Annotated in this window: 17 protein-coding genes and 1 pseudogene; 16 read left to right on the forward strand and 2 right to left on the reverse strand. The window is 61.1% G+C overall.

Features of this window, described 5'->3' with window-relative positions:
- Nucleotides 1-168 precede the first annotated feature (168 nt).
- On the reverse strand, nt 169-1866 hold the full coding sequence (locus CXF97_RS19095) for a sulfatase-like hydrolase/transferase (protein ID WP_101159858.1): 1698 nt from the start codon (nt 1864-1866) through the stop codon (nt 169-171).
- A 387-nt stretch (nt 1867-2253) separates the two neighbouring features.
- Between CXF97_RS19095 and CXF97_RS19100 the strand changes: the two genes are divergently transcribed.
- The 16 genes from CXF97_RS19100 to CXF97_RS19175 are packed head-to-tail and all read left to right on the forward strand — an operon-like array spanning nt 2254 to nt 20113.
- The gene (locus CXF97_RS19100; RefSeq protein ID WP_101159859.1) at nt 2254-3606 is read left to right on the forward strand and encodes a UDP-glucose/GDP-mannose dehydrogenase family protein; all 1353 of its coding nucleotides are present in this window, start codon (nt 2254-2256) and stop codon (nt 3604-3606) included.
- On the forward strand, nt 3603-4637 hold the full coding sequence (locus CXF97_RS19105) for an NAD-dependent epimerase (protein ID WP_101159863.1): 1035 nt from the start codon (nt 3603-3605) through the stop codon (nt 4635-4637). The genes CXF97_RS19100 and CXF97_RS19105 overlap by 4 nt, the downstream gene beginning before the upstream one ends.
- A 14-nt stretch (nt 4638-4651) precedes the next feature.
- A complete protein-coding gene (locus tag CXF97_RS19110) occupies nt 4652-5398 on the forward strand; it encodes a sugar transferase (protein ID WP_101159864.1) in 747 nt (248 codons plus the stop codon).
- Nucleotides 5398-6045, forward strand: coding sequence for a CpsD/CapB family tyrosine-protein kinase (locus tag CXF97_RS19115; protein ID WP_101159865.1), 648 nt, complete (start codon nt 5398-5400; stop codon nt 6043-6045). The genes CXF97_RS19110 and CXF97_RS19115 overlap by 1 nt, the downstream gene beginning before the upstream one ends.
- A 21-nt stretch (nt 6046-6066) precedes the next feature.
- On the forward strand, nt 6067-7089 hold the full coding sequence (locus tag CXF97_RS19120) for a polysaccharide biosynthesis/export family protein (RefSeq protein WP_101159866.1): 1023 nt from the start codon (nt 6067-6069) through the stop codon (nt 7087-7089).
- Nucleotides 7090-7105: 16 nt separating this feature from the next.
- Entirely contained in the window at nt 7106-8698 is a 1593-nt protein-coding gene (locus CXF97_RS19125; RefSeq protein ID WP_101159867.1) for a Wzz/FepE/Etk N-terminal domain-containing protein, read from the forward strand.
- A complete protein-coding gene (locus CXF97_RS19130; protein ID WP_101159868.1) occupies nt 8695-9786 on the forward strand; it encodes a glycosyltransferase family 4 protein in 1092 nt (363 codons plus the stop codon). Before CXF97_RS19125 ends, CXF97_RS19130 begins: the two co-directional genes overlap by 4 nt.
- On the forward strand, nt 9783-11150 hold the full coding sequence (locus CXF97_RS19135; protein WP_101159869.1) for an O-antigen ligase: 1368 nt from the start codon (nt 9783-9785) through the stop codon (nt 11148-11150). The genes CXF97_RS19130 and CXF97_RS19135 overlap by 4 nt, the downstream gene beginning before the upstream one ends.
- On the forward strand, nt 11147-12115 hold the full coding sequence (locus tag CXF97_RS19140) for a glycosyltransferase (protein WP_101159870.1): 969 nt from the start codon (nt 11147-11149) through the stop codon (nt 12113-12115). Before CXF97_RS19135 ends, CXF97_RS19140 begins: the two co-directional genes overlap by 4 nt.
- Nucleotides 12108-13244, forward strand: coding sequence for a glycosyltransferase (locus CXF97_RS19145; protein ID WP_101159872.1), 1137 nt, complete (start codon nt 12108-12110; stop codon nt 13242-13244). The genes CXF97_RS19140 and CXF97_RS19145 overlap by 8 nt, the downstream gene beginning before the upstream one ends.
- A 13-nt stretch (nt 13245-13257) precedes the next feature.
- Nucleotides 13258-14259: a polysaccharide deacetylase family protein gene (locus tag CXF97_RS19150; RefSeq protein WP_101159874.1), complete on the forward strand. Its 1002-nt coding sequence runs from the start codon at nt 13258-13260 to the stop codon at nt 14257-14259.
- Nucleotides 14256-15563 carry an oligosaccharide flippase family protein gene (locus CXF97_RS19155; RefSeq protein ID WP_101159875.1) on the forward strand — a complete coding sequence of 436 codons (1308 nt, stop codon included), beginning with the start codon at nt 14256-14258 and terminating at the stop codon, nt 15561-15563. The genes CXF97_RS19150 and CXF97_RS19155 overlap by 4 nt, the downstream gene beginning before the upstream one ends.
- Entirely contained in the window at nt 15560-17479 is a 1920-nt protein-coding gene (locus CXF97_RS19160; RefSeq protein WP_101159876.1) for a hypothetical protein, read from the forward strand. The genes CXF97_RS19155 and CXF97_RS19160 overlap by 4 nt, the downstream gene beginning before the upstream one ends.
- 60 nt (nt 17480-17539) lie before the next feature.
- Nucleotides 17540-18229: a GNAT family N-acetyltransferase gene (locus CXF97_RS19165; RefSeq protein WP_101159877.1), complete on the forward strand. Its 690-nt coding sequence runs from the start codon at nt 17540-17542 to the stop codon at nt 18227-18229.
- 4 nt (nt 18230-18233) lie between these two features.
- Nucleotides 18234-19424 carry a GNAT family N-acetyltransferase gene (locus tag CXF97_RS19170; RefSeq protein ID WP_101159878.1) on the forward strand — a complete coding sequence of 397 codons (1191 nt, stop codon included), beginning with the start codon at nt 18234-18236 and terminating at the stop codon, nt 19422-19424.
- Nucleotides 19421-20113 (forward strand): N-acetyltransferase, encoded by a 693-nt coding sequence (locus CXF97_RS19175; RefSeq protein ID WP_101159879.1) that lies wholly within the window; start codon nt 19421-19423, stop codon nt 20111-20113. Before CXF97_RS19170 ends, CXF97_RS19175 begins: the two co-directional genes overlap by 4 nt.
- 136 nt (nt 20114-20249) lie before the next feature.
- Here CXF97_RS19175 and CXF97_RS19180 read toward each other — a convergent pair.
- Nucleotides 20250-21047 (reverse strand): annotated as a pseudogene (locus tag CXF97_RS19180) (methyltransferase domain-containing protein).
- Between the last annotated feature and the right edge of the window lie 5 nt (nt 21048-21052).

The raw sequence follows: 21052 nt of genomic DNA on the forward strand, positions 1-21052 counted from the left end.
GCTCGCGAAAGCGTCCTGGCAGTTGCCGCTGCATTGACTGACCCAACCTCTTCGCGAGCAAGCCCGCTCTCACAGAAGAGCGACGGCTGGCCGGCCATCGGCGGCGCGACGTTTTCAGTGTGGGAGCGGGCTTGCTCGCGAAGAGGGCCCGCCGGGTTTATGCCAGACTCACTGGCCCGAAGCCACACTCGCCGGCGCCCGCTCCGGGGTGACGATGCGGCTCAGATCAATATGCTTCCATTCAGGCTTGGCCCCCAACCGCGCATTGAAACGGTAGTTGAAGGTGAAGTCATCAGCCGTCGGCACGCTCAACGGTTTGCCATACACCGCTTCAACGGCGGCCAGGTCGTAACCCATCACCTGCAACAGCGTCGGGAAGATGTTGTAGTGACTCGAGCGGTCCTTGTTTGCCGGCAGATTCGCCACCCAGTCCGGCGCCTGCAATCCACGGCCCTGAATCACCACCAGCGGCACCAGTCCCTCCTCCTCCACCGGGTTGCCGCCGCAATGGGTATTCAAGCCCGGGTTGCCGCGTTCATGCAGATCCTGGCCATGATCGGAGGTGTAGATCAGCAGCGCGTTGTTCAGATTGGCCTGGGCGAACACCCGTGCGAAGAACTCGCCGACGTTCCACAACAGTGTGTTCTTGTAGGCGTTGCGATACAGCAACCAGTCATCCGGCTGGCCGTTGAAACCGGCGCGTTCGCCCGTGTCGGCAACTTCGGTGAACTGCCCGCGTGGCAGCGTCGGCCGGTAGGCCATGAACGCATCGGGGTATTTGTCGTGCACCGGAAAATGCGCGCCAACCTTGTTGATCACGATCAGTTCTGGACGATCGTCATTGAGCAGTTCGATCAGCTTCGCCGCTGCGGCCATATCGCGGTCGCGCACGCTGGTCTGGTCGAATTGCACGAAACTGTCGATATCGTTTTTCTCGGCGACGGTCATCAGGTTCTGCAGGTTGCCGGCGGTGCGCTGGGCGTCGATGTAGACCGTGCCGAGCCCGGACTTTTTCGCGTACTGCCAGATCGACGGCAGCGTGCTGTTGATGCGTCTGTAATCGGCGCGGGTACCGCCGTAGCGCAAGGTGACATTGGTGTCGGCGCTGCAATTGGCAATGGACGCGGCATAACCAAAATTGAAGACATCGACCCCGGGCGGCGCTTGCTTGAGGTTGCTGTGCACGCCGAACGGCGCGTTGATGTCGAGGTAGTTGCCGGAAATGCTTTCGTCGATGATCAGCACGATGTCGTGGCCGACAGCAGGCGCGGCGCGCGCCAGCGTCACCGGTTCGCGAGGGCCAACGGTGTCGTGCAGTGCCTCATAGGCAAACAGGTTGAGGTAGGCCAAAGGCGTGTACATGATCGGCAGGCCCCGGGCGCCCTCGCCCGCGCGTAAAAAAAGCACTCCACTGAGCATCAACACACCGACGATAGGCGCCGCGACCCGCAGCGTGTTCGGTATGACCAGCGGATGACGCGGCTTGAGCCCGATGCCGAACAACAGCAGCAAGCCAATGAGCACCGCGCGCAGGATCGCGTCGCGGTACTGATACGCCGCTTCCTGGATGAAGCCGCCGGAATACACCAGCGAAACAAAATCGCTGTACCTCAGGTAATCCGCAGTGACCCGGGTGTAGACATCAAAAAAAACCGCGGCGGCAAACATCGCCAATGCGAATGTCTGTCGAACGAGAGCCTGACGTATATAGGCAGTTAGATATAACGCCACCGTTAGCGCCAAAAACATCGCGCCAAAAACAAGTGCATTGAAACTCCACCCGATAGCATTTAACCGCTCCAGGTAATAGTCGGAATACGACAACATGAAGACAACTAAGAGCAGTTCTTTGGCATATCTGAACATGGCGCTACCAGGTGGGCAAAAAAACACGATGTCAAAGGTTTGTCGGTCAGAACCTGACACTAGCACCCGCCCCTGAAAGCGCAAGAAATGATTGATAGCCGGATCAAGCGTCAAAAAAACGGTGCCTCAAATCTGACACACCAGCCACTAAATTCCTTTAAAACCAATACCTTCTACCGCTTGTCGCTTATTTTAAATCTGAACAAATCTGCAAAAAACGAACAATTTCAATCGCAGCAATGACTTGATGGCCAATCGCCAAAAAAGACTCAAGTGTTATACCCGTGCAACATGTCATTTTGCTGACACGTTTTTCCAACCCTGCGCTATACCCCTTTAACAATCTTATTCCGTAGTTAACTTTTTCGGTTTTATCGAGGTGCGCAGATGGACGTAAGCGTATTTGGCACTGGCTATGTCGGGCTTATACAAGCCGCCGCACTTGCTGATGTCGGCCATCGGGTCTTATGCATTGATATTGATCCGAGCAAGATCAGACAACTGCAACAAGCGGTACCGCCGATCAGTGAGCCAGGCCTGTCCGCAACACTTGAAGAAAACATCAAGGCCGGGCGCCTCTCGTTCAGCACTCAGGCCAGCGATGCGGTGACTCACGCCGAGCTGATCTTCATCGCCGTCGGCACACCGGCGGACGAAGATGGCTCCGCCGACCTCAGCCATGTGCTTAACGTCGCCCGACAGATTGCCGGCCTGATGGAAGGCGATCGCACACTGATCATCAAATCCACCGTGCCAGTCGGCACCGCCGACCAGGTTCTGGCCACGGCCACCAGCGAATTGCTGTTGCGCGGCAAAACCGAGCTGCAGGTGCGCGTGGTATCCAACCCGGAATTTCTCAAGGAAGGCAGCGCGCTCGCCGACTGCATGCGTCCGGACCGGATCATCATCGGCACCCGCGACGATGCTGCCCGCGAGCAGATGAGCGAGCTGTACGCGCCGTTCTGCCGCAACCACGAAAAGCTGATGTTCATGGACAACCGCAGTGCCGAACTGACCAAGTACGCGGCCAATGCGATGCTCGCCACCCGCATCAGCTTCATGAACGAATTGGCCAACCTCACCGAATTGCTCGGCGCCGACATTGAAGCGGTACGCAAAGGCATCGGCTCCGATCCGCGCATCGGTTACCACTTCATTTATCCGGGCTGCGGATTCGGTGGCTCGTGCTTTCCCAAGGATCTGCGCGCCCTGCTCCACACTGCCGAACACAACGGCATGCCGCTGAAACTGCTGCGCAGCGTCACCGACGTCAATGACAGCCAGCGGCATATCCTGTTCAGCAAATTGCGCGCGCAGTTTCCGCAAGGCCTGGCCGGCAAATCCATTGCAATCTGGGGTCTGGCGTTCAAACCCAACACCGATGACATGCGCGAAGCCCCCAGCCGTTATCTGATGGACGCGTTGTGGGCCGAAGGCGCCAGCGTGCAGGCCTACGATCCGGAAGCCATGTCCGAGTGCCGGCGCATCTACGGCTACCGCAACGACCTGCACCTGTGCGCCACCCGCGATGACACCCTCGAAGACGCCGACGCGCTGGTGATCTGCACCGAATGGAAAAACTTTCGCGTGGTTGATTTCGATCTGCTCGCCGAGAAGCTGCGTTCGAAGGTGATCATTGACGGCCGCAACCTGTACAACCCCGAACAAGTCGCCGCCGCCGGTCTGCATTACAGCGGCATCGGCCTGCGCCACATCGCCCCCGAAGGGCTGCGACCATGAAGATTCTGGTGACCGGTGCCGCCGGTTTCATTGGTGCCCATTGCGTCCTGCGCTTGCTGCGCGACGGGCATTCGGTGGTCGGCCTGGACAATTTCAACCACTACTACGACCCGCAGCTCAAGCACGACCGCGTGCAGTGGGTGCGCGAGCAGGTCGGCGATTTTCCGCTGGCCACAGTGGATCTGGCCCACGCTTCAGCCATCGACGCATTGTTTGCTCGCGAGCTGCCGCAAGTGGTGATCCATCTGGCCGCGCAGGCCGGGGTGCGTTATTCGCTGGACAATCCACGAGCGTATCTGGACAGCAACCTCAATGGGTTCCTGAACATTCTCGAGAGCTGCCGGCATCACCCGGTCGAGCATCTGATCTATGCCTCGTCGAGTTCGGTGTACGGCGCCAACCAACACACGCCCTACTCAGTGAAGGATGGCGTCAACCATCCGCTGTCGCTGTACGCCGCGACCAAGAAAGCCAACGAACTGATGGCACACAGCTACAGCCACCTGTTCGGCATTCCCTGCACCGGCCTGCGCTTTTTCACCGTTTACGGGCCCTGGGGCCGGCCAGACATGTCGCCGATTCAGTTCGCCCGGGCGATCAGCGAAGGCGAACCGCTGAAGCTGTTCAATTACGGCGAGCATCAGCGCGATTTCACCTACATCGACGACATCGTCGAAAGCATCGCCCGCCTGATCGATCAGCCACCGCAAGCCAACCCGCAGTGGGACCGCGAGCAGCCCGACCCGGCCAGCAGCATGGCGCCGTGGCGCTTGTTCAACATCGGCGGGCAACAACCCGTCGCGCTGAAAACCTACCTTGCGTTGATGGAAAAACACCTCGATCGCAAAGCCATTGTCGAGCTGCTGCCACTGCAACCGGGCGACGTGCTCAACACCTGCGCCGAGGCCAGCGATCTGGCCCAGGCCACCGGATTCCAGCCCCGGATAGAACTGGATGAAGGGCTGGGCCGCTTCATTGCCTGGTTCCGTAACTACTACCCCACTGCCCGTGCGCCGCTTGCGGCTGAATGAATGCGGAGGACGCCATGACTGGACATGAAAGAAGTGTGTCGATTGCACAAATGCGCCCTGACAAGCGCGTCGACCCGGAACATCGCATGCGCCTCGACGCGGCGATCCACCGTCAGGGTCGCGGCTGGCTCAGCGGCCGCGATGGTGGCCGCCCATGGCAGCTGTCGCGGACCAACCGAGTGGTCGCCTGCCTGGGCGCGCTGACGATTCTGCTGCTGATCTCGCCCGTGCTGCTGGGTCTGGCGCTGGCGATCAAATTCACCAGCCCGGGGCCGGTGCTGTTCGTGCAGAAACGCACCGGTTATCGCGGCCGCAAGTTCGGCATGTTCAAGTTCCGCACGATGGTCAGCAACGCCGAAGACCTCAAGGAGTCGCTGCGCCACCTGAACAAACACGGGGCCGACGCCATCGACTTCAAGATCGACAAGGACCCGCGCGTCACCGGCATCGGCAGCTTTCTGCGCCGTACCAGCCTCGACGAATTACCCAACCTGATCAACGTAGTGACCGGCGACATGCGCCTGGTCGGCCCTCGCCCGACCTCGTTCAACGCTTACCGCTACAAGGACAATCACCTCGCGCGTCTGGCGATCTACCCAGGCATGACCGGCCTGTGGCAGATCTCCGGACGCAGCAATATCGACTTCGACCAGCGCGTTGAGTTGGACCTCAGCTACATCGCCGAGCAGAGCCTTCTGCTTGATCTGAAGATTCTGTTGAAAACCCCCTTCAAAGTATTCAGCGGCCACGGAGCAAGCTAATGGACGGTTCAACCAATACAAGCCTGAGCATCGCCAGCCCCAGCGAATCGAATCTGACGTCGACCGTGCTGGATCTCGATCTGCGGATCCTGTTGCTGACCGCCGCCAACCCCGGCGCGGGCACCACCACCAGTGCCATGGCACTGGCCAGCCAACTGGCGCAAATGAGCAGCGGCCAGGTGCTGCTGGTCGATGCCAGCCAGTCGGCGAGCAACCTCACCCAGCAGTTGAACCTGAGCAAGGAGCGCGGCCTGCGCGACTTGCTGTTCAGCTCGGGCAACCCGCCACTGTTGCAGGACTGTGTGGTGCACACCTCCAGCCTGCCGTTCCATGTGCTGCCCAACGGCCGGCCGATCCGTACGCTGGAGCACCTGACCGCCGAGCGCCTGAGCCCGTTGCTCGACCAATTGGGCAGCCAGTACCGCTTTGTGGTGATCGATGGCGACGCGGTGTATTCCGACGCCGACACGCTGGTCATCAGCACGCAAGTGGACGGTGTGGTGTTTGTCGTCCGCGCCGAAGACACCCGCTGGGAAGTTGCCCAGGCCGCTTTGCAACGCCTGACCCAGGCCGGGGCGAAAGTGGTCGGCAGCGTGTTCAACCGGCGCAAGTACTACATGCCCAAATGGCTTTACAAAAACCTGTAAGCGAACGCAAAGGATGACGCCATGAACGCCAGAATGCTTGTCCTGCTGTTGCTGCCGCTTGCGGGCTGCTCCAGCACTTCCGAGACCCGCAACATGCCGGTGAATATTCTCACCGCCACACCGGCCAATGCTCAGGCCACCGACATGCCAAGGGTCGAACAGACCCTGCGCCCGAAAGACGTGCTGGATGTGATTTTTCACATCAGCACCAGTGGCTCGGATGCCTACCGCGTGCAATCGGGTGATCAGATCGGCCTGAACTTCACTGCCGCCAGCCAGCTCAACGGCACGCAACTGGTGCTGCCCGATGGCTCGATCGAACTGCCGGGTGCCAACACCTCGGTGAAAATCGCCGGTTTGACCAGCGATGAAGCCCGGCAGGAAATCCAGCGCGTCTATCAGCGCAAGCAGTTGTTCCAGCCCAACCGCAATCAGCTCTCGGTGCAGATTCTGAGCCCACTGAGCAACGAGCAGAACCTTAAAAGCGCGTTGAACCACCCGGCCACCGGCATGAGTCGCGAGATCACCGTCGGCACTGACGGCTACGCGAGTTTTCCGGAAATCGGCGCCGTGCCGCTGCAAGGCATGACCGTCAATCAGTTGGAAACCTTCCTCAATCAGCGATACGCGCAACTGCCAGGACGGATGACTGTGGACGTGCTGCTCAAGTCCACCGCCGGCAATGAGATCTATGTGCTGGGCGAAGTCGCGCAACCGGGTTCGTACCCGATCCGCCGGCCGGTGTCGGTGCTTGAAGCGCTGACCCTGGCGCGCGGCACCAACGTCAAGGCGCGGCTGGATTCGGTGGTGATCATGCGGCGCAACGGCAATCAGGTGCAGGCGATGAATTACGACGTCGAGAAAGCCCTGTCCGGGGAGGCGCCACAAATCGCGTATCTGCAGCCGGACGACATGCTCTACGTGCCAAAAACCAAACTGGCCAGCGCCGGCGAACTCGCCCGCCAACTGGCCGATGTGGTGCTGTTCCAGGGCGTCGGTTTCAGCTTCGGCTACCGCGTCGACAACAAAGGCAGTGACAACTGACTCTCAGGTGACCGACATGAACCCAAAAGAAAATTACCTGCATGAGTTCTTCAGGATTTTCTTCGCCAACAAGCAACTGGTGAAGCGCATCTTCCTGACCTTTGCAGTGATCGCCCTGCTCCTGCCGTTGCTGCTCAAACAGAGCTTCGATATCACCGCGCAGGTCATCGTGCAGTCGAAAAAGCTGTCTCAGGGCGATGCGACCACCTCGCTGACCCAGGACAATGCCACTTTCATTCCGCCATCGCTGGCAGACATGGAAACCGAAAGCAATATTCTGCGTTCGCCGGCGCTGATCCGTCAGACCATCAGCGAACTGCGCGACAACGGTGAATACAGCCCACCGCCGAGCGTATTCGCCAAATTGCTGGGCGAACCGTTCAAGCGCTACGTCTCGACACCGCTGCGCGAGTACGTGATCAACCCGCTGCGCAACGGGCTCGGGATGGAAACCGATCCGGTGCGTGACACCACCCTCGACGCCCTGACCCAGCAAGCCGTCGACAGCCTGAAAATCGAAACCCTGCCCGGCTCCAACGTGATCTCGATCACCTACAGTTTTCCGGATCCGCGCCAAGGCACGATGTTTGTCAGCGCGCTGTTGCAGAACTACCTGGTCAGCCGTCAGGCACTGCAATCGATCGACTTGCCGCAGTCGTTCTACGAGACCAAAAAGCACCAGTATCAAGTGCGTCTCGATGGTCTGGAAGGCAACCGCCAGGCACTGCTGGAAAATGTCGGCGCGGCGGATCCAAAGGAGGAAATCACCTTTCGCCTCAACGCGATCAACACCGAAGAGCAGGCACTCAACCTGTATCGTGATCGCTTGCTGCAAAGCCAGCGCTGGCTCGATTACCTGAAAACCAGCCTGGCCGCTGCCAACTCCAACAAACTCAACGACTACACCTTCCCGTTCACCTTCACCACGACGGTAGACAACATTGCGTTCGAGGACCGCGAGATCAGGCAGATGGGCGAGGCGCTGACTACTCAAGTCAGCCGCTATATGAATGACCTGGCGGTATTCCAGCCCGGCAGCGAGCCGATGTTGCTGGCCCGCGAGCAGATTGCCCGCACGCGCCAGCAGTTCCTTAAAGTGGTCAACAACCGCATCCAGGAACGTACGATCGACTTGTCGGTGGTGAGCCAGGTCATCGAGCAGAAAACCGCGCGCATTGCCGACTTCAAGAATCGTATCCATCAATTGCAGCAGACCCAAAGCAAGCTGCGCCAGATGGACACCGAGATCGGCGCGTTGCACGCAGCGTTTTCTACCTATGCGCAACGCTTTGCCGAAAGCAGCACAACCCGCGCGCTGGATAACGACTTGTCCAACGCCCGCGTCCTCAGTCCGCCGTATGAACCGACCGAGGCGGCTTTTCCCAAGCCGATGCTGATCATTCCGTTCGGGCTGTTCACCGGGCTGCTGCTGGCGATCGCCTTCGTCTACGTGCGTGAGTTCTTTGATCACCGCTTCAAGCATCCGGCGCAGATCAGCCATGAGCTGGGTCTGCCGGTCTTGCTGGTGCTCAACGAAGAAACCTCGCAGCTGGGCAATCCGCACAAGAACTGGACCATGCCGAGCCTGGTTCACTGGGTGCGCAATTGAACGCGGTGTCCACCCCAATCGTCGCCCTGCCGATCATTCATGTGCTCAGCAGCGGCGGCTTCTATGGGGCCGAGCGGATGTTGCTGGATCATTGTCTGGCCACGCCGGGGCAGCACCAGGTGCTGTTTCTCGACGCGCCGCCAGAACTGATCGCGCGCTTTCGTGAGGCCGGGGTGGACGCTCGCGCTTGTTCAGGGCTGGGCGAGCTGCTGCGGCACTTGCGTCAGCGCCGGGGCGACAAACCGTTGCTCAACACCCACAACTTCAAGGGGCTGCTGTTCGGCTGGCTCGGCGCAACATTGTTGCGCCTGCCGCTGGTGATCACTCAACACGGCTTCACACCGCGCAGTCGCAAGCAGAAGTTCTACACCTGGCTGAGCCTGCAACTGTGCCGCACGGCGTCGGTGAAAAGGGTGGTCTGCGTGGCGCAAAGCATCGCCACGCTGCACCTGGAGGCCAGCGTACGCGCGGAGAAGTTGCAAGTGATTCCCAACGGTTTGCCAGCAGCACCGGCGATGGCACCGGTGGCAGACCGGAAACGCTGGCTGGCCGGTTACGTCGGCCGCTTGAGCAGCGAGAAAGGTCCGGATCTGTTTCTCGATGCGCTGATTGCCTTGTGTCACCAGCATCCGCAACTGGACGCGGTGATGCTCGGTGACGGCCCGGAACGCGAAGCGTTGCAGGCGCGCATCGACGCTGCCGGTTTGCAGCAGCGGATTCGCCTGCCGGGCTATCAGACGGCGATGCAAGGCTGGTGGCAGCAACTCGATGCGCTGGTGATCAGCTCGCGCACCGAGGGCACACCGATGATTCTGCTTGAAGCGATGCAGGCCGGCGTGCCGGTGGTGGCGTTCGCGGTCGGCGGTATTCCCGATGTCCTGCAGCACGGCGTGAACGGGCTACTCGCCCCGCCAACCGATACCGCCGCCCTCGCCCGCCAGCTCGACACCTTGCTGGCCGAACCGAAGCTGGCCGCGCAATTGCGCGACAACGCCAGACGCACCCAACAGGAACGCTACGACCTCAAGGCTTTGGCCGAACGCTGGTCGCAGCTGTACATCCAAACGGCACGGGAGGCACGCGCATGATTTTCCCGCTCTCGATCGTCAGTCTGTTCGCCCTGGTCAGCCTCGGTTTGCTGGCCAGTCCCTGGCCCTATCTGGCGCCGGGGGCGGTAATTGGCCTGGTCGGTTTTACCGTCCTGTATCGCAAACCGGCCTGGGGTCTGCTCGGCATTGCCGCGCTGGTGCCGTTCGAAGGTTTTTTCAAGGACAGCTCGGTATCGGGCAGCAAATTGATCGGTGCCTCACTGGCGGTGATCGTGATGCTGCAACTGGCGCTGCATCAGATTCCGTCGCAGCGCCTACGCAGCAATCTTTGGCGCTACCTCATCGGCTTTATGGCGCTGTACCTGCTGAGCCTGTTCGCCAGCGACAATATGGGCATGTCACAGAGTCATCTGCGTGAACTGAGCGTAGGCCTGGTCCTGTTCGTCATCACCTTGTTGATCGGCCGCGAACTGAATCTGGACCTGTTCGCCCGACTGGTCACCTTGAGTGTCAGCACGACCTGCGCCATGGCGATGTTTTCCAGCAGATTCCAGGATAAGGGCCGCGCCGCCGGTCTGCTCGAAGACCCCAACGCCTTTGCCTTGCTGATCGCCTTTGCCGTGCCGCTGGGTCTACTGCTGGTGATCCGCAGCCCGAACCTGCTGCAACGTCTGTTCTGGGCGGGCTGCTGCCTCTTGTTGCTGGGCGGCATGACCAAAACCGAATCGCGCTCAGGCCTGGTGGTGCTGGCCTTGAGCCTGGCCATCGGTGTCTGGCATTACCGCCAGCAGCTGACACGCATTCGCCCACGGCATTTCGGCTTCGCCATGCTCGGCGCCGCGATCATTCTGCCCTTGGCAATCTATGCGATGCCGGCCGGGTATCTGGCACGCATCCAGTCGCTGAGTATCCTCAGCGCCGGGGCCAAGGCCCAGGACGAATCCCTTGGCCGTCGCGCCTCCTACATTGTCGTCGGCAGCCAGATCATCCGCGAGCATCCGCTGCTCGGCTCCGGCCCTGGCACCTTCCCGCTGCACTACGCGACCACCGGTTATGCCAAGGCCTTTTCCGCCAATCGCAAGATCGGCGACCTGTATCGCCGGGCGCACAACACCTATCTGGAGATCTTCAGCGAACTGGGCATTCCCGCCGGCCTGCTGTTTGTCGGCATGCTGGTGCAGGGTTTCTACAACCTGATGCGCGCACGGCGTGCATGGCTTGAGCGGCGCGAGTGGCAGCACGCGGATCTGGTGACCCATTTGGGGATGAGTTTTCTGTCGCTGACGTTGTTCCTGATGTTCCTCAGCGCGCCGAACCTGAAATACCTGTGGATCATGCTGGCGCTGACGTGGGTGCTGCGCCTGAAAGCCGAGCAGACACCGCTGACGGAGGCCAGAACATGAGCCAGATCAGCATTGTCATTCCGATGTTCAACGAGGCCCGGCACATCGGCCGCACGCTGCTGGCCGCCAGCAAGGCCGCGCACGCAGCCGATATCGACTGTGAACTGATTGTGGTCGACAACGGCTCCACCGACGACGGGCCACAGATCGCCCGCGCATTCGGCGCACGGGTTCTGGTGCTGCCCGGCCTGCTGATCGGCGCCTTGCGCAACCGCGGCGCAGCGGTTGCCCGCAGTGAATGGCTGGCGTTCATCGATGCCGATATCGAAATGCCCGAAGACTGGCTCAAGCAAATGTTCGCCCTGGCTGCGAGCGACCAGGGCGACGTCTTCGGACTGGACCTGCACACCCCTGCCGCCGCGCCATGGTTCGCCGCCGCCTGGCAGCGCCGCTCTTTGTCTGCATCGGGCCGCGCCACTCGCACCGTGCACTGGCTGCCCAGTGCCAACCTGCTGATGCGCAAGCAGTGGTTCGACAATGCCGGCGGTTTCAACGAAACCCTGCGCACCGGTGAGGACAAGGAATACACCCTGCGTCTGCACGGACACGGTGCGCGCCTGCTGTCGGTCAGTAGCAGCGTCGCCCTGCACTGGGGCTATGAAATGACCTGGCGCGAATGGATCGGCAAGGAACTGTGGCGTCAGGGCAGTCACCTGCAATTGCTCCGCGCCCATGGCATGAGCCTGCGTCTGCTGCGGTTTCCGCTGCTGTCATTGCTGGTGTGGTTGCTCGATGCTTTGGCGATTTTTGCGTTGCTGGGCGGTTACGCGCAGCAGGCGCTGATGCTGGTGATGCTGGGCCTGCTACCGAGTCTGCTGCTCAGCATGCGGCAAAGCATTGGCCAGCATAACGTCGGCCTGACCTTGCAACTCTGGGGCCTGCACTGGGTGCGCCTGCACCTGGCCAGCGCGGCATTGATTCTCAGTCTGTGTCATTGGAACGCAAGGAGGCCTGCCCGTGGCTGAACTCATATTTTGCCTGTGCCTGTTGTTGGCAGCGTACGCCTACATCGGCTATCCGCTGCTGCTGACCTTGCTCGCGCCACTGTTCCCGGCCTGGCGACATGCCCCCGCACCGCCGCTGACCATCAGCATCGTGATTGCCGCGCACAATGAGGCACGCCACATCGAGCACAAGCTGCGTACGCTGCTGGCTCAGGACTATCAGCCGGCCGCTTTGCAGATCATTCTGGCCAGCGACGGTTCGACCGATGACACCGTGGTTTGCGCGCACAACGTGATTGATCCGCGCATTACCGTGCTCGACCTGCCGCGTCAGGGCAAAGCCGCCACGCTCAATGCCGGAGTTGCCGTGAGCAGCGGCGACATTCTGGTGTTCACCGATGCCGATAACCAATGGTCGCGCGACACCCTCGGCCACTTGCTCGCGCCGTTCAATGATCCTCAGGTCGGGGCCTGCGCCGGACACATGGTGATCCCGGTCACCGGTGGCGGCCTGAGCATCGGCGACAGTCTGTATCGGCATTACGAAGGCTGGTTGCGCCGGGTCGAGAATCGCACCGGCTGCATGGTCTCCGCCGACGGCGCGCTGCTTGCGCTGCGCCGCGAGTTGTTCCAGCCCGTGCCGGCAGAGGTCAACGATGATTTCTTCATCAGCACCTGCGCACCGGTGGCACGCAAACGCATCGTCTACGTGCCCGAGGCCCAGGTGATCGATCAGGGCGTCGACGAAGCGGACAAGCAATGGCGTCGTCGCCAGCGAGTCACGGTCGGTGGCCTGCAGAGCCTGGCGCAACGCCGCGAACTGCTCAACCCGTTCAAGCACGGACTGTATTCGGTTGCGTTGATCAGCCACAAACTGATCCGTCGACTGGCGCCGGTGCTGCTGCTGCCGCTGCTGCTGAGCAATTTCTGGCTGTGGGACGAACACGGTTTCTATCGCCTGAGTCTGGTCGCGCAACTGATCGGTTATTCGATTGCCATCGCCGGCCTGCTGGATTCGCAACACCGTTTGCCCAAACCGTTCCGCCTCGCGGCCTTCCTGCTGGTAACGCTGGCAGGCATGAGCGTCGGCCTGTGGCAGTTCCTGCGCGGGCAACGGTACGCACAGTGGAATCCTGATCAGAATCGTTGAGAGGGCGCATGCCATGGCTATCAAACAATTGCTCAAACGCACCAGCGGCTGGCTCTATCTCAACTCGTCAGTGGGGCGCAGCCAGTTGCACGGGGCCGGGGTCATCCTGATGCTCCACCGGGTGCTGGCCAACGACCGTGCCGCCAACCTGCCGCACCGCAATGAACTGTGCGTCGGCCCGCAGGCGTTCGAACACTTGCTGATATGGCTGCGCAAGCATTTCGATTGCGTGCCGCTGATGGAGTTGTTGCAGCCCAACGCCCTGCGCACCGAACGCCCGCGCGTGGCGCTGACCTTCGATGATGGCTGGCGTGACAACGCGGTGAACGCGTATCCGCTGCTGCAGAAATACCAAGTGCCGGCGAGCATTTTTCTCTCCACCGATTTCATTGGCAGCCGGCAACGGTTCTGGTGGGAAAGCGTCGGGGAAACGCTGTGGGGCAGCCATGGCGAAAAGGCGCGCATGCACCTGATCGAGCACCTGCGCATCACCGGTCATCCGCTGCCGGTGTTGCTCGACGATATCGACGTCGACCGGCGCAGCCTGGCCCTGCTGCATTATCTGCAAGGGCTGAAGAGCCTCGATCCGCAGGAGCTTGAACGTCTGACCAATGAGTGCCCGCCGGATTCCTTGCCGCAAGCGCTGGACTGGCATCAGGTGCGCGCCATGGAAGCATCCGGTCTGGTGCGCTTCGGCCCCCACGGCGCCAGTCATTCGATCCTCACCGGGCTGGATGACGGTCGCTTGCACGAAGAAATCAGCCGCAGCCGCGGTGCCCTGCAAAACGGCTGCAATCGGCCCTTGCCGGTGTATTGCTACCCCAACGGTGACAATGATGAGCGCGTGCGTGAGCAGGTTGCCAATCACGACTATCCGTTTGCGCTTGGCACGTCCACCGGGCTTTATCGCGGCGCCGGCGATCCGCTGAACCTGCCGCGCTTCGGCGTCAGCCAGCGCACCGCGCGCAATCCGGAACTGCTGTCGTTACGGATCTTTCGCGGGGCACGGCCATGAGTCGCGGTAGTTACATCAGGCACTTGGCCCTGAGCATGGGCACCAAACTGGCGATGATCGCCTTGCGCCTGCTGCGCAATGTGTTGCTGGCGCGGATTCTCGGGCCGAGTGAACGCGGCTTGTTCGCCCTGCTCAGCACCCTGCCGGATCTGATCAGCGCGGCCACCAGCGGCGGCTTGAACTCAGCAGTCGGTTATCAAGCGGCCAACCAGCGGCCGATGGGGCTGTTGCTCGCTCAGGTGTTGGTGTTCGGCTGCCTGTTGGCCGGGCTGCTGACATTGCTGGTGGTGGCGCTGGCGCGAGAATTCGGCAGCGAACTCGATGTCACGATGCAGCTCGGTCTACTGGCGTGGCTGTTGTTGCTGGCGGTGCCGCTGACGGTGCTCAAAAGCGGCCTGCTGACCTTGCACAACGCCTCGGGCGGTGTGGTCGCCTTTAATGTCCTGCGTCTGATCGAATCGCTGGCGCCGCTGCTGTTGTTTGTCGCGCTGTTCTGGATGTGGAAAGAGGCGGCACTCGAAGCCGCGCTGATCAGTTGGCTGGCCGGTATCAGCCTGGTGGTGCTGGTGGGGTGGATGTGGCTCAAATGCGCACAGCCGTTGCAGTTGCAATGGGATCGGGCGAGCCAGAACGAGTTGCTGCGATTCAGTGCGCGCAGCCATCCGGACCTGCTGTTTCAACAAGTGATTCTGCGCTCCGATTATTTGTTTATCGGCGCCCTGCTCGGTAGCAGCGCGCTCGGTCACTACGCCATGGCCAGCGCCGCCGCCGAACTGCTGCTGATCGTTCCGGAGGCGGTCACTACACCGCTGATGAAGCGTCTGCTGCAACAGGACAAGGGCATGGACAAGGTCACGCCGCTGGCGCTGCGCCTGACCGCGACGGTAATGCTCTGCGCCTGCATCACCATGGCGCTGATCGGCGAATGGCTGATCATCACCCTGTTCGGCGTCGCCTACCAACCGGCGTATCCGGCGCTGCTGGCTTTGCTGCCGGGGCTGTTGGGCCTGTGCTACGCAAGCATTCTGCGCCTGGACCTGATCGGCAAGAATCGCCCCGCCAGCGTCTCGCTCATGATGGGGGTGGGTGCGCTGCTCAATCTGGGCCTGAACCTGCTGCTGATCCCCAGCTACGGCATCGTCGGCGCAGCGGCGGCGTCCTCGATTGCCTATCTGGCAGTGACCCTGGCGATGCTGGTGCTGTATTGCCGGCTGAGCGGCGTACCGTTCTGGCACACGCTGTTCATTCTGCCCGGTGACCTCAGCCCGATGTGGCTGATGCTGCACCGCAGGAAAGCCGCATGAAGCGCCTGGCCCTGCTGCTCGGACTCGGCCTGACGCTGAACGCCTTCGCTGCGCCAATGCAGTGGGGCGACATCCGCGACGGCAGTCTGTATCTGCAAGCCGATCACCCGGACACAGTCACCGTGCGCTGGGTCCCGGCGTGGCAGGCCGAGGCCAATGAAGAGCATATCTACCTGCTCGACGGCCACGGCCGATTGCAAGGTGACCGGTTCATCAAGGCCAGTGAGGTTCGCGGCTCGCAGCGCTGGCCACTGGTGCCGGGCGCTGCCGCTTATCGCCTGGAAATTCCCGGCTACAGTTTCCGCAGTTACCGCGTCGAGCATGACGATAAAACCGTGGCGCTGTTCAGTCCGGCCAAGGTGCATTTCAGCGTCGAAACCCGCCGTGGCGATGAGCTGTTTTTCCAAGTGGCACCGGGCGAGCGTGCGGTGCTTAACGGCAAATACCACGGCGGCGTCAACGCGCTGCAAGCGCAGCGCATGGACGATGGACAACAGCTGTCGCTGCCCCTCAAGCCCTACCGCGCCTATTGGCAATTCGATCAAGTGGCCTTGCCGGTCAGCGACCAGGCTCAGGTCTGGCGCTTGCGTCTGCTGGGCAGCGGCAAGGCAGCGTTCTGGCTCGACGGCACGGCCAACCTGTTTGCGCAGAACCCGCAGCAGCTTGAGCCATTGCGTGAAGCGTCGGGCCAGGTCCGCCTGACACTGCACGATAAGGTGCTCGGGCGCACCCCGGATCTGGGCATCGCACTGCCCAATCTCATGCCGCCCGCGACTAGTCACGCCGCGTTGGATGCCTTGAAACCGAGTGCGGCGAGTTATTACAGCTACGTTGACATAACGTCGAAAAGTGCTCGCGTCGAAGACCCGGTTCGTCAGCTCTATCAGACGCGCTTCGGCATTCGCCAAGACATCACCCTGCTCGCCGGCACCGGGCGTCAGGCCAATCTGCGCGCCGACGTGCAAAGCAGCAACGGCCTCGATGCCTGGCTCGCCAGCACGCGCGCATTGAGTGGTCACGGCACGCATTACATCGGCTTCGCCGACGAGCCGAACCTCAACTATTCAAGCTACGAGGATTATCGGGCGATTTTTGTCAGCATGGCCCGCCAGGTGCGCAGCGATCCGGCCAATGCCAGGGCCGGTGTGCGCATTGCCATGCCGGCCAGCTCACGACTGATCAACGGCCCGTTCGCCGATAACGCCGCAGACAAACGCGGGATTGATTGGGCACGGCGTCTGCTCAGTGAAGCGCCCGATCAGATTGACGCGTTGGCCTGGCACGAATGGATGATCCGCGACCTGCTCGCCACTCGCGTCTACCGCGACAGCGTGCGCCGTGCCGCGGAGCTGGTCGGCCTCGACGCAAAGGGTCAGCCGCGCAAGGCCTTGCTGCTCGATCAGACCAACCTGTCCAGTGGCTCGAGCCTGAGCCCATACGACCAGGAAACTCATTACGCCGCACTGTGGTGGACCTCGGTGGTCATCAACGCCTCGCAGGACGGCTTGCTGAGCATGCTCAACTGGTTCCAGGCAGCCGATGAACCGCCCTACGCCAAGGGCATGGTGCGCATATTGGGCGGCGATCGCTTCGAGCTGAAACCGGTGGGCCTGGCCCAGCAATTCATCGCCCGGCATTGGTTGCCGCACGTGCTGCAACTGGATAACGACGCTTTCGAAGTGGATGTGCTGGCGATGGCCGGCGACGAACAGCGCACCTTGCTCGGGGTGAACAAAGGCACACGCCTGCAACGCGTTGATCTGAGCGGCGCCCAGTGCCCGCTGAACCACGGCGCCCTGCGTTTGTTTGGCGTTGACAATCGCGCCCGCGACGCACCGTTCACCTGCGAAAACGGGCGAGTGCGTTTCGAATTACCCGGGCAAGCCCTGTTTGCCCTGAACTGGAACGCTTCATGAACCGCCCCTCTGCCCGTGAGCATCACGCTGCGCGCGGCACTTTTACCAGGAGATGAAACCATGGATATCTTGCAAAAACTCAGCGGACATATTCGTCGCAAAGGCCTGCGAGCGACCTTGGCGAAGATCCGCAGAATGTACATTTTTGCCCATCGGCAATTGCTGTGGATGGAGCGTGATCTGGTCAGTCCCGTGCCGCCGCATAGCCTCAAACCTTATCCACCGCTGCGGGTAATGAACATCACCGCAGACAACGCCAGCGCCTTCACCCGTTACTTCGGCGACCGGGTCGGGGTCATGGCCGAGCTGGCCGATGAAGGTCACACCGGGCATATGCATGTCGACGCGCAAGGCGATGCCGTGGCGTTTATCTGGGGCACGCCGCGCGATTATGTTGATCGGCATTACTACGGTTGCCGGTTCCCGGTGAAACCCGGTGAGTTCTTCGAGTTCGGCGGCGAAATGGCTCGCGCCTACTGGGGTACCGAATTGTCGGTCGATGTGCAAGTGCGCCTGTGGAAAGCCATGGCCAGGCAAGGCTGCAGCAAAGTGGTTGATGTTTGTGACTCGAGCAACATCCCGGCGCTCAAGCTGCACCTGCGCATGGGCTATACCGAACAACAGCGGGTCACCAATATCTACACGCTGTTTGGCCGCTGGCGCTTCTACCGCGAAACCCGCTACAGCGGTTCGCGTTTGACAGCGCTGCGCAAAACTTCCCGTCCACCTGTCAAAGCAACGGCGGCCTGAACCCATGGCGATGCGATTCGAATGGCGTACGTCCCTGTGCGCTGCCGACTTTCCGGCAACTGCCTACGAAGCACTGCGCGTGCGCGTAGCCGATCACACGCCGTTCAACAACCTTGCCTGGTTGTGCGCGGCAGAGCAGGCGCTGGGCGGGGATCAGCGCCTGCACATGCTGCTCGGCTGGGAAGCAGAATCACTGCGCCTGTGCCTGCCCTTGGTGTCGGGCCGCGAACGCTTCGCGGGCGTGTCATTTCGCGTCTTGCGCCACTTGGGTTATCCGCTGGCCGATCGGTTGGCCCTGCTGTCGTTGCTCGGCGCAGAGGATATGCGCGATGCGCTGATGCTGATCCGTCAGCGCCTGCCCCATGCGCTGCTGCAACTCAACGAACTGTCGGAACCTGCCGGGGAAGAAAGTGCCCTCACCGATTGGATGGCGCGTAGCTCCACGGCTGAACGGCGCCTGAGTTGCCGGGTACCGGTGCATCTGATCAGCGACGCCGACCAGCAGGAAGTTTCCGGCGACCCGCGTTACAAACTGCGTCGGGCGCGCAAGCGGATTGCTGCATGCGGCGCCCAGGTTCGGCGAATCACCCCCGATGCGCTGTCGATGCCTGCGGTTCTACATGAGCTGGAGCAAGTCGAGTCGGTCAGCTGGAAAGGTGACGAGGGCGTCGGGATCTTCGCCACCGAACGCAGTCGTCAGTGGATACAAAGCGCTTTCACCGCCCTCGCCGCTCAAGGGCTGGTGCGCGTCGTTACGCTGGAGCTGGACGGCCGCTGCATCAGCTATCGGCTGGGCCTGCTCGAGCAGGGCCGACTTTACGACTACAACCTTGCGTTCCTGCCACAGCATGCGGATCTGGGCAGCGGTCGAGTGCTGCTGGAGGAATGGATTCGCTGGGGCCTGGACGAGCAATGGCACTGGATCGATGCATCGCGGGTCAGTCTGGAAAACTCCAGCCATCAACTGCACGAGCGCATGACCGGGCAACTGGAACACTGGCGCTGGAGCTTCTACTCATGGCGCCCCAGTGGTTTGCTGCTGGGGCTGGGGCTACGTCTTTGGTACTGCGTCAAACCGGCCCTGCAAAAAAGGCGCGCACAGCGTGCGGGCAACCCGACGGCAACAAATACAACTGCAATTCAACCGGCAACATCATCCCCCACACCTGGGCTAGCGCCTCGGAGAGCATCATGAACGTCATCGAAGAACTGCTTCTGCGCATCAAACAAAAAGGCCTGCGCCGTACCCTTGGTGCGCTGGGCAAACGTTACGTTTTTGCTCACCGTGAATTGCTCTGGATGGAGCGCGATCTGGTCACACCGATTGCCCCGAACAAACTGCGCCCCTGTGAGGGTTTGCGCAGAGTCGACATCACCGAGGACAACGCCAAAGCCTTCGGCAAGTACTTTGGTGACCGCGTGCAGACCATGGCCGAATTGGCCGCTGAAGGGCACACGGGGCACATGTACCTGGACCAGGAAGGCCACACCGTCGGGTTCGTCTGGGCCAGTACCCGCGACTATTACGATCGGCACTTCTACCGCTACACGTTCACGATCCAGCCCGGTGAGTACTTCCAGTTCGGTGCCGAAATTGCCAGGCCCTATTTCGGCAGCACCTTGACCGTTGACGCACAGACCGCACTTTGGCAAGTCATGGACGCCCGGGGGTTCAAAAAAGTCGTAGATATCTGCGACAACGCCAATATCCCGGCTCTGAAGATGCATGTGCGCCTGGGCTACAAGGAACAAGGGCGGATCACCCATGTTTACGACCTGTTCGGCCACTGGCGCTTCTTCCGCGAAACGCGCTACAGCGAATCAAGGCTTGAGGCGCTGCGCAAGCCGGAAAGACCGGTAGTGAGTGCGCCCGCGCAGGCTTGATTCAGGCTGAATATTTGCGGCGGTTTTGATACGCCATCGCGAGCAGGCTCGCTCCCACACTCGACAGTCGCCATACGCGAAACCAATGGGGGAGCGAGCCTGCTCGCGAAGAGACCAGCCGTCGCAATACAGCGTTTCAGGCCTTGCTCGCCACCAGGCTAAAGCACATCGGCAACTGCGCCGTCTGGTTCAGGTAGCAGTCATAAACCTCTTCCCGATTCGAATGCGCGTACTCCTGAAAGTCCACGATGTTCAGCCCCGCTGCAATGGCGCCGCTGAAAATCGCCCCCAGCGTATGCACGAACCAGTACGACTTTGCCGCCGGCTGCTCGACTTTACCTACGTAAACGATCGGTTCTTGCTGCACAAACGGCTCGGCACGGAAATACGAGCTGACGAGGCGCAACGGATCTTCAGCCTGGGGATCAACCATCTCCAGAAACGGATGGGTTTCGTAGATCACCAGTTTGCCGCCCGGCTTTAGCACCGGTGCGACATGACGAAAGAATTCGCCGATGTCGGGCATCCAGTTGAGTACCCCAATGGTGATCAGGGCGACGTCGAAGCGGTTATGCAGCGATGCGGGCAGATGGTGGATGTCGCTCTCGACGAATTCGGCAGTGTGCGGCGAGCGACTGTTCAGCTCGCGGGCCTGTGCGAGAAAGGCTGCCGATTAATCCACGCCGACGACACTGCGCGCACCCAGCGCAAACAGCGACAGGCTTTCCCGACCGTTATTGCAGCCCAGTTGGATTACGTCTTTGCCGTCGACGTCCAGCAAGCTGTGCAAGGTATCGTCGAGGCAGCAAAACTCCGCCTGCACGACATCGCTGAGCAATATCTGCCAGTCCGGCGAGTCCTGATGATGACGGGCGGAATCGTTCCATGCCTGACGATTGCTCTCGACGGCGGTTTTGGGGTTGGGCACTTCCATGGCGC

The sequence above is a fragment of the Pseudomonas sp. Choline-02u-1 genome (assembly GCF_002836515.1).
Classification (GTDB): Bacteria; Pseudomonadota; Gammaproteobacteria; order Pseudomonadales; family Pseudomonadaceae; genus Aquipseudomonas.

Bases quoted from the DNA above. Each gene is read 5' to 3' on its own strand.
- CXF97_RS19095 (WP_101159858.1), bottom strand. From the start codon at position 1,866: ATGTTCAGATATGCCAAAGAACTGCTCTTAGTTGTCTTCATGTTGTCG.
- CXF97_RS19100 (WP_101159859.1), top strand. From the start codon at position 2,254: ATGGACGTAAGCGTATTTGGCACTGGCTATGTCGGGCTTATACAAGCC.
- CXF97_RS19105 (WP_101159863.1), top strand. From the start codon at position 3,603: ATGAAGATTCTGGTGACCGGTGCCGCCGGTTTCATTGGTGCCCATTGC.
- CXF97_RS19110 (WP_101159864.1), top strand. From the start codon at position 4,652: ATGACTGGACATGAAAGAAGTGTGTCGATTGCACAAATGCGCCCTGAC.
- CXF97_RS19115 (WP_101159865.1), top strand. From the start codon at position 5,398: ATGGACGGTTCAACCAATACAAGCCTGAGCATCGCCAGCCCCAGCGAA.
- CXF97_RS19120 (WP_101159866.1), top strand. From the start codon at position 6,067: ATGAACGCCAGAATGCTTGTCCTGCTGTTGCTGCCGCTTGCGGGCTGC.
- CXF97_RS19125 (WP_101159867.1), top strand. From the start codon at position 7,106: ATGAACCCAAAAGAAAATTACCTGCATGAGTTCTTCAGGATTTTCTTC.
- CXF97_RS19135 (WP_101159869.1), top strand. From the start codon at position 9,783: ATGATTTTCCCGCTCTCGATCGTCAGTCTGTTCGCCCTGGTCAGCCTC.
- CXF97_RS19140 (WP_101159870.1), top strand. From the start codon at position 11,147: ATGAGCCAGATCAGCATTGTCATTCCGATGTTCAACGAGGCCCGGCAC.
- CXF97_RS19150 (WP_101159874.1), top strand. From the start codon at position 13,258: ATGGCTATCAAACAATTGCTCAAACGCACCAGCGGCTGGCTCTATCTC.
- CXF97_RS19155 (WP_101159875.1), top strand. From the start codon at position 14,256: ATGAGTCGCGGTAGTTACATCAGGCACTTGGCCCTGAGCATGGGCACC.
- CXF97_RS19160 (WP_101159876.1), top strand. From the start codon at position 15,560: ATGAAGCGCCTGGCCCTGCTGCTCGGACTCGGCCTGACGCTGAACGCC.
- CXF97_RS19165 (WP_101159877.1), top strand. From the start codon at position 17,540: ATGGATATCTTGCAAAAACTCAGCGGACATATTCGTCGCAAAGGCCTG.
- CXF97_RS19170 (WP_101159878.1), top strand. From the start codon at position 18,234: ATGGCGATGCGATTCGAATGGCGTACGTCCCTGTGCGCTGCCGACTTT.
- CXF97_RS19175 (WP_101159879.1), top strand. From the start codon at position 19,421: ATGAACGTCATCGAAGAACTGCTTCTGCGCATCAAACAAAAAGGCCTG.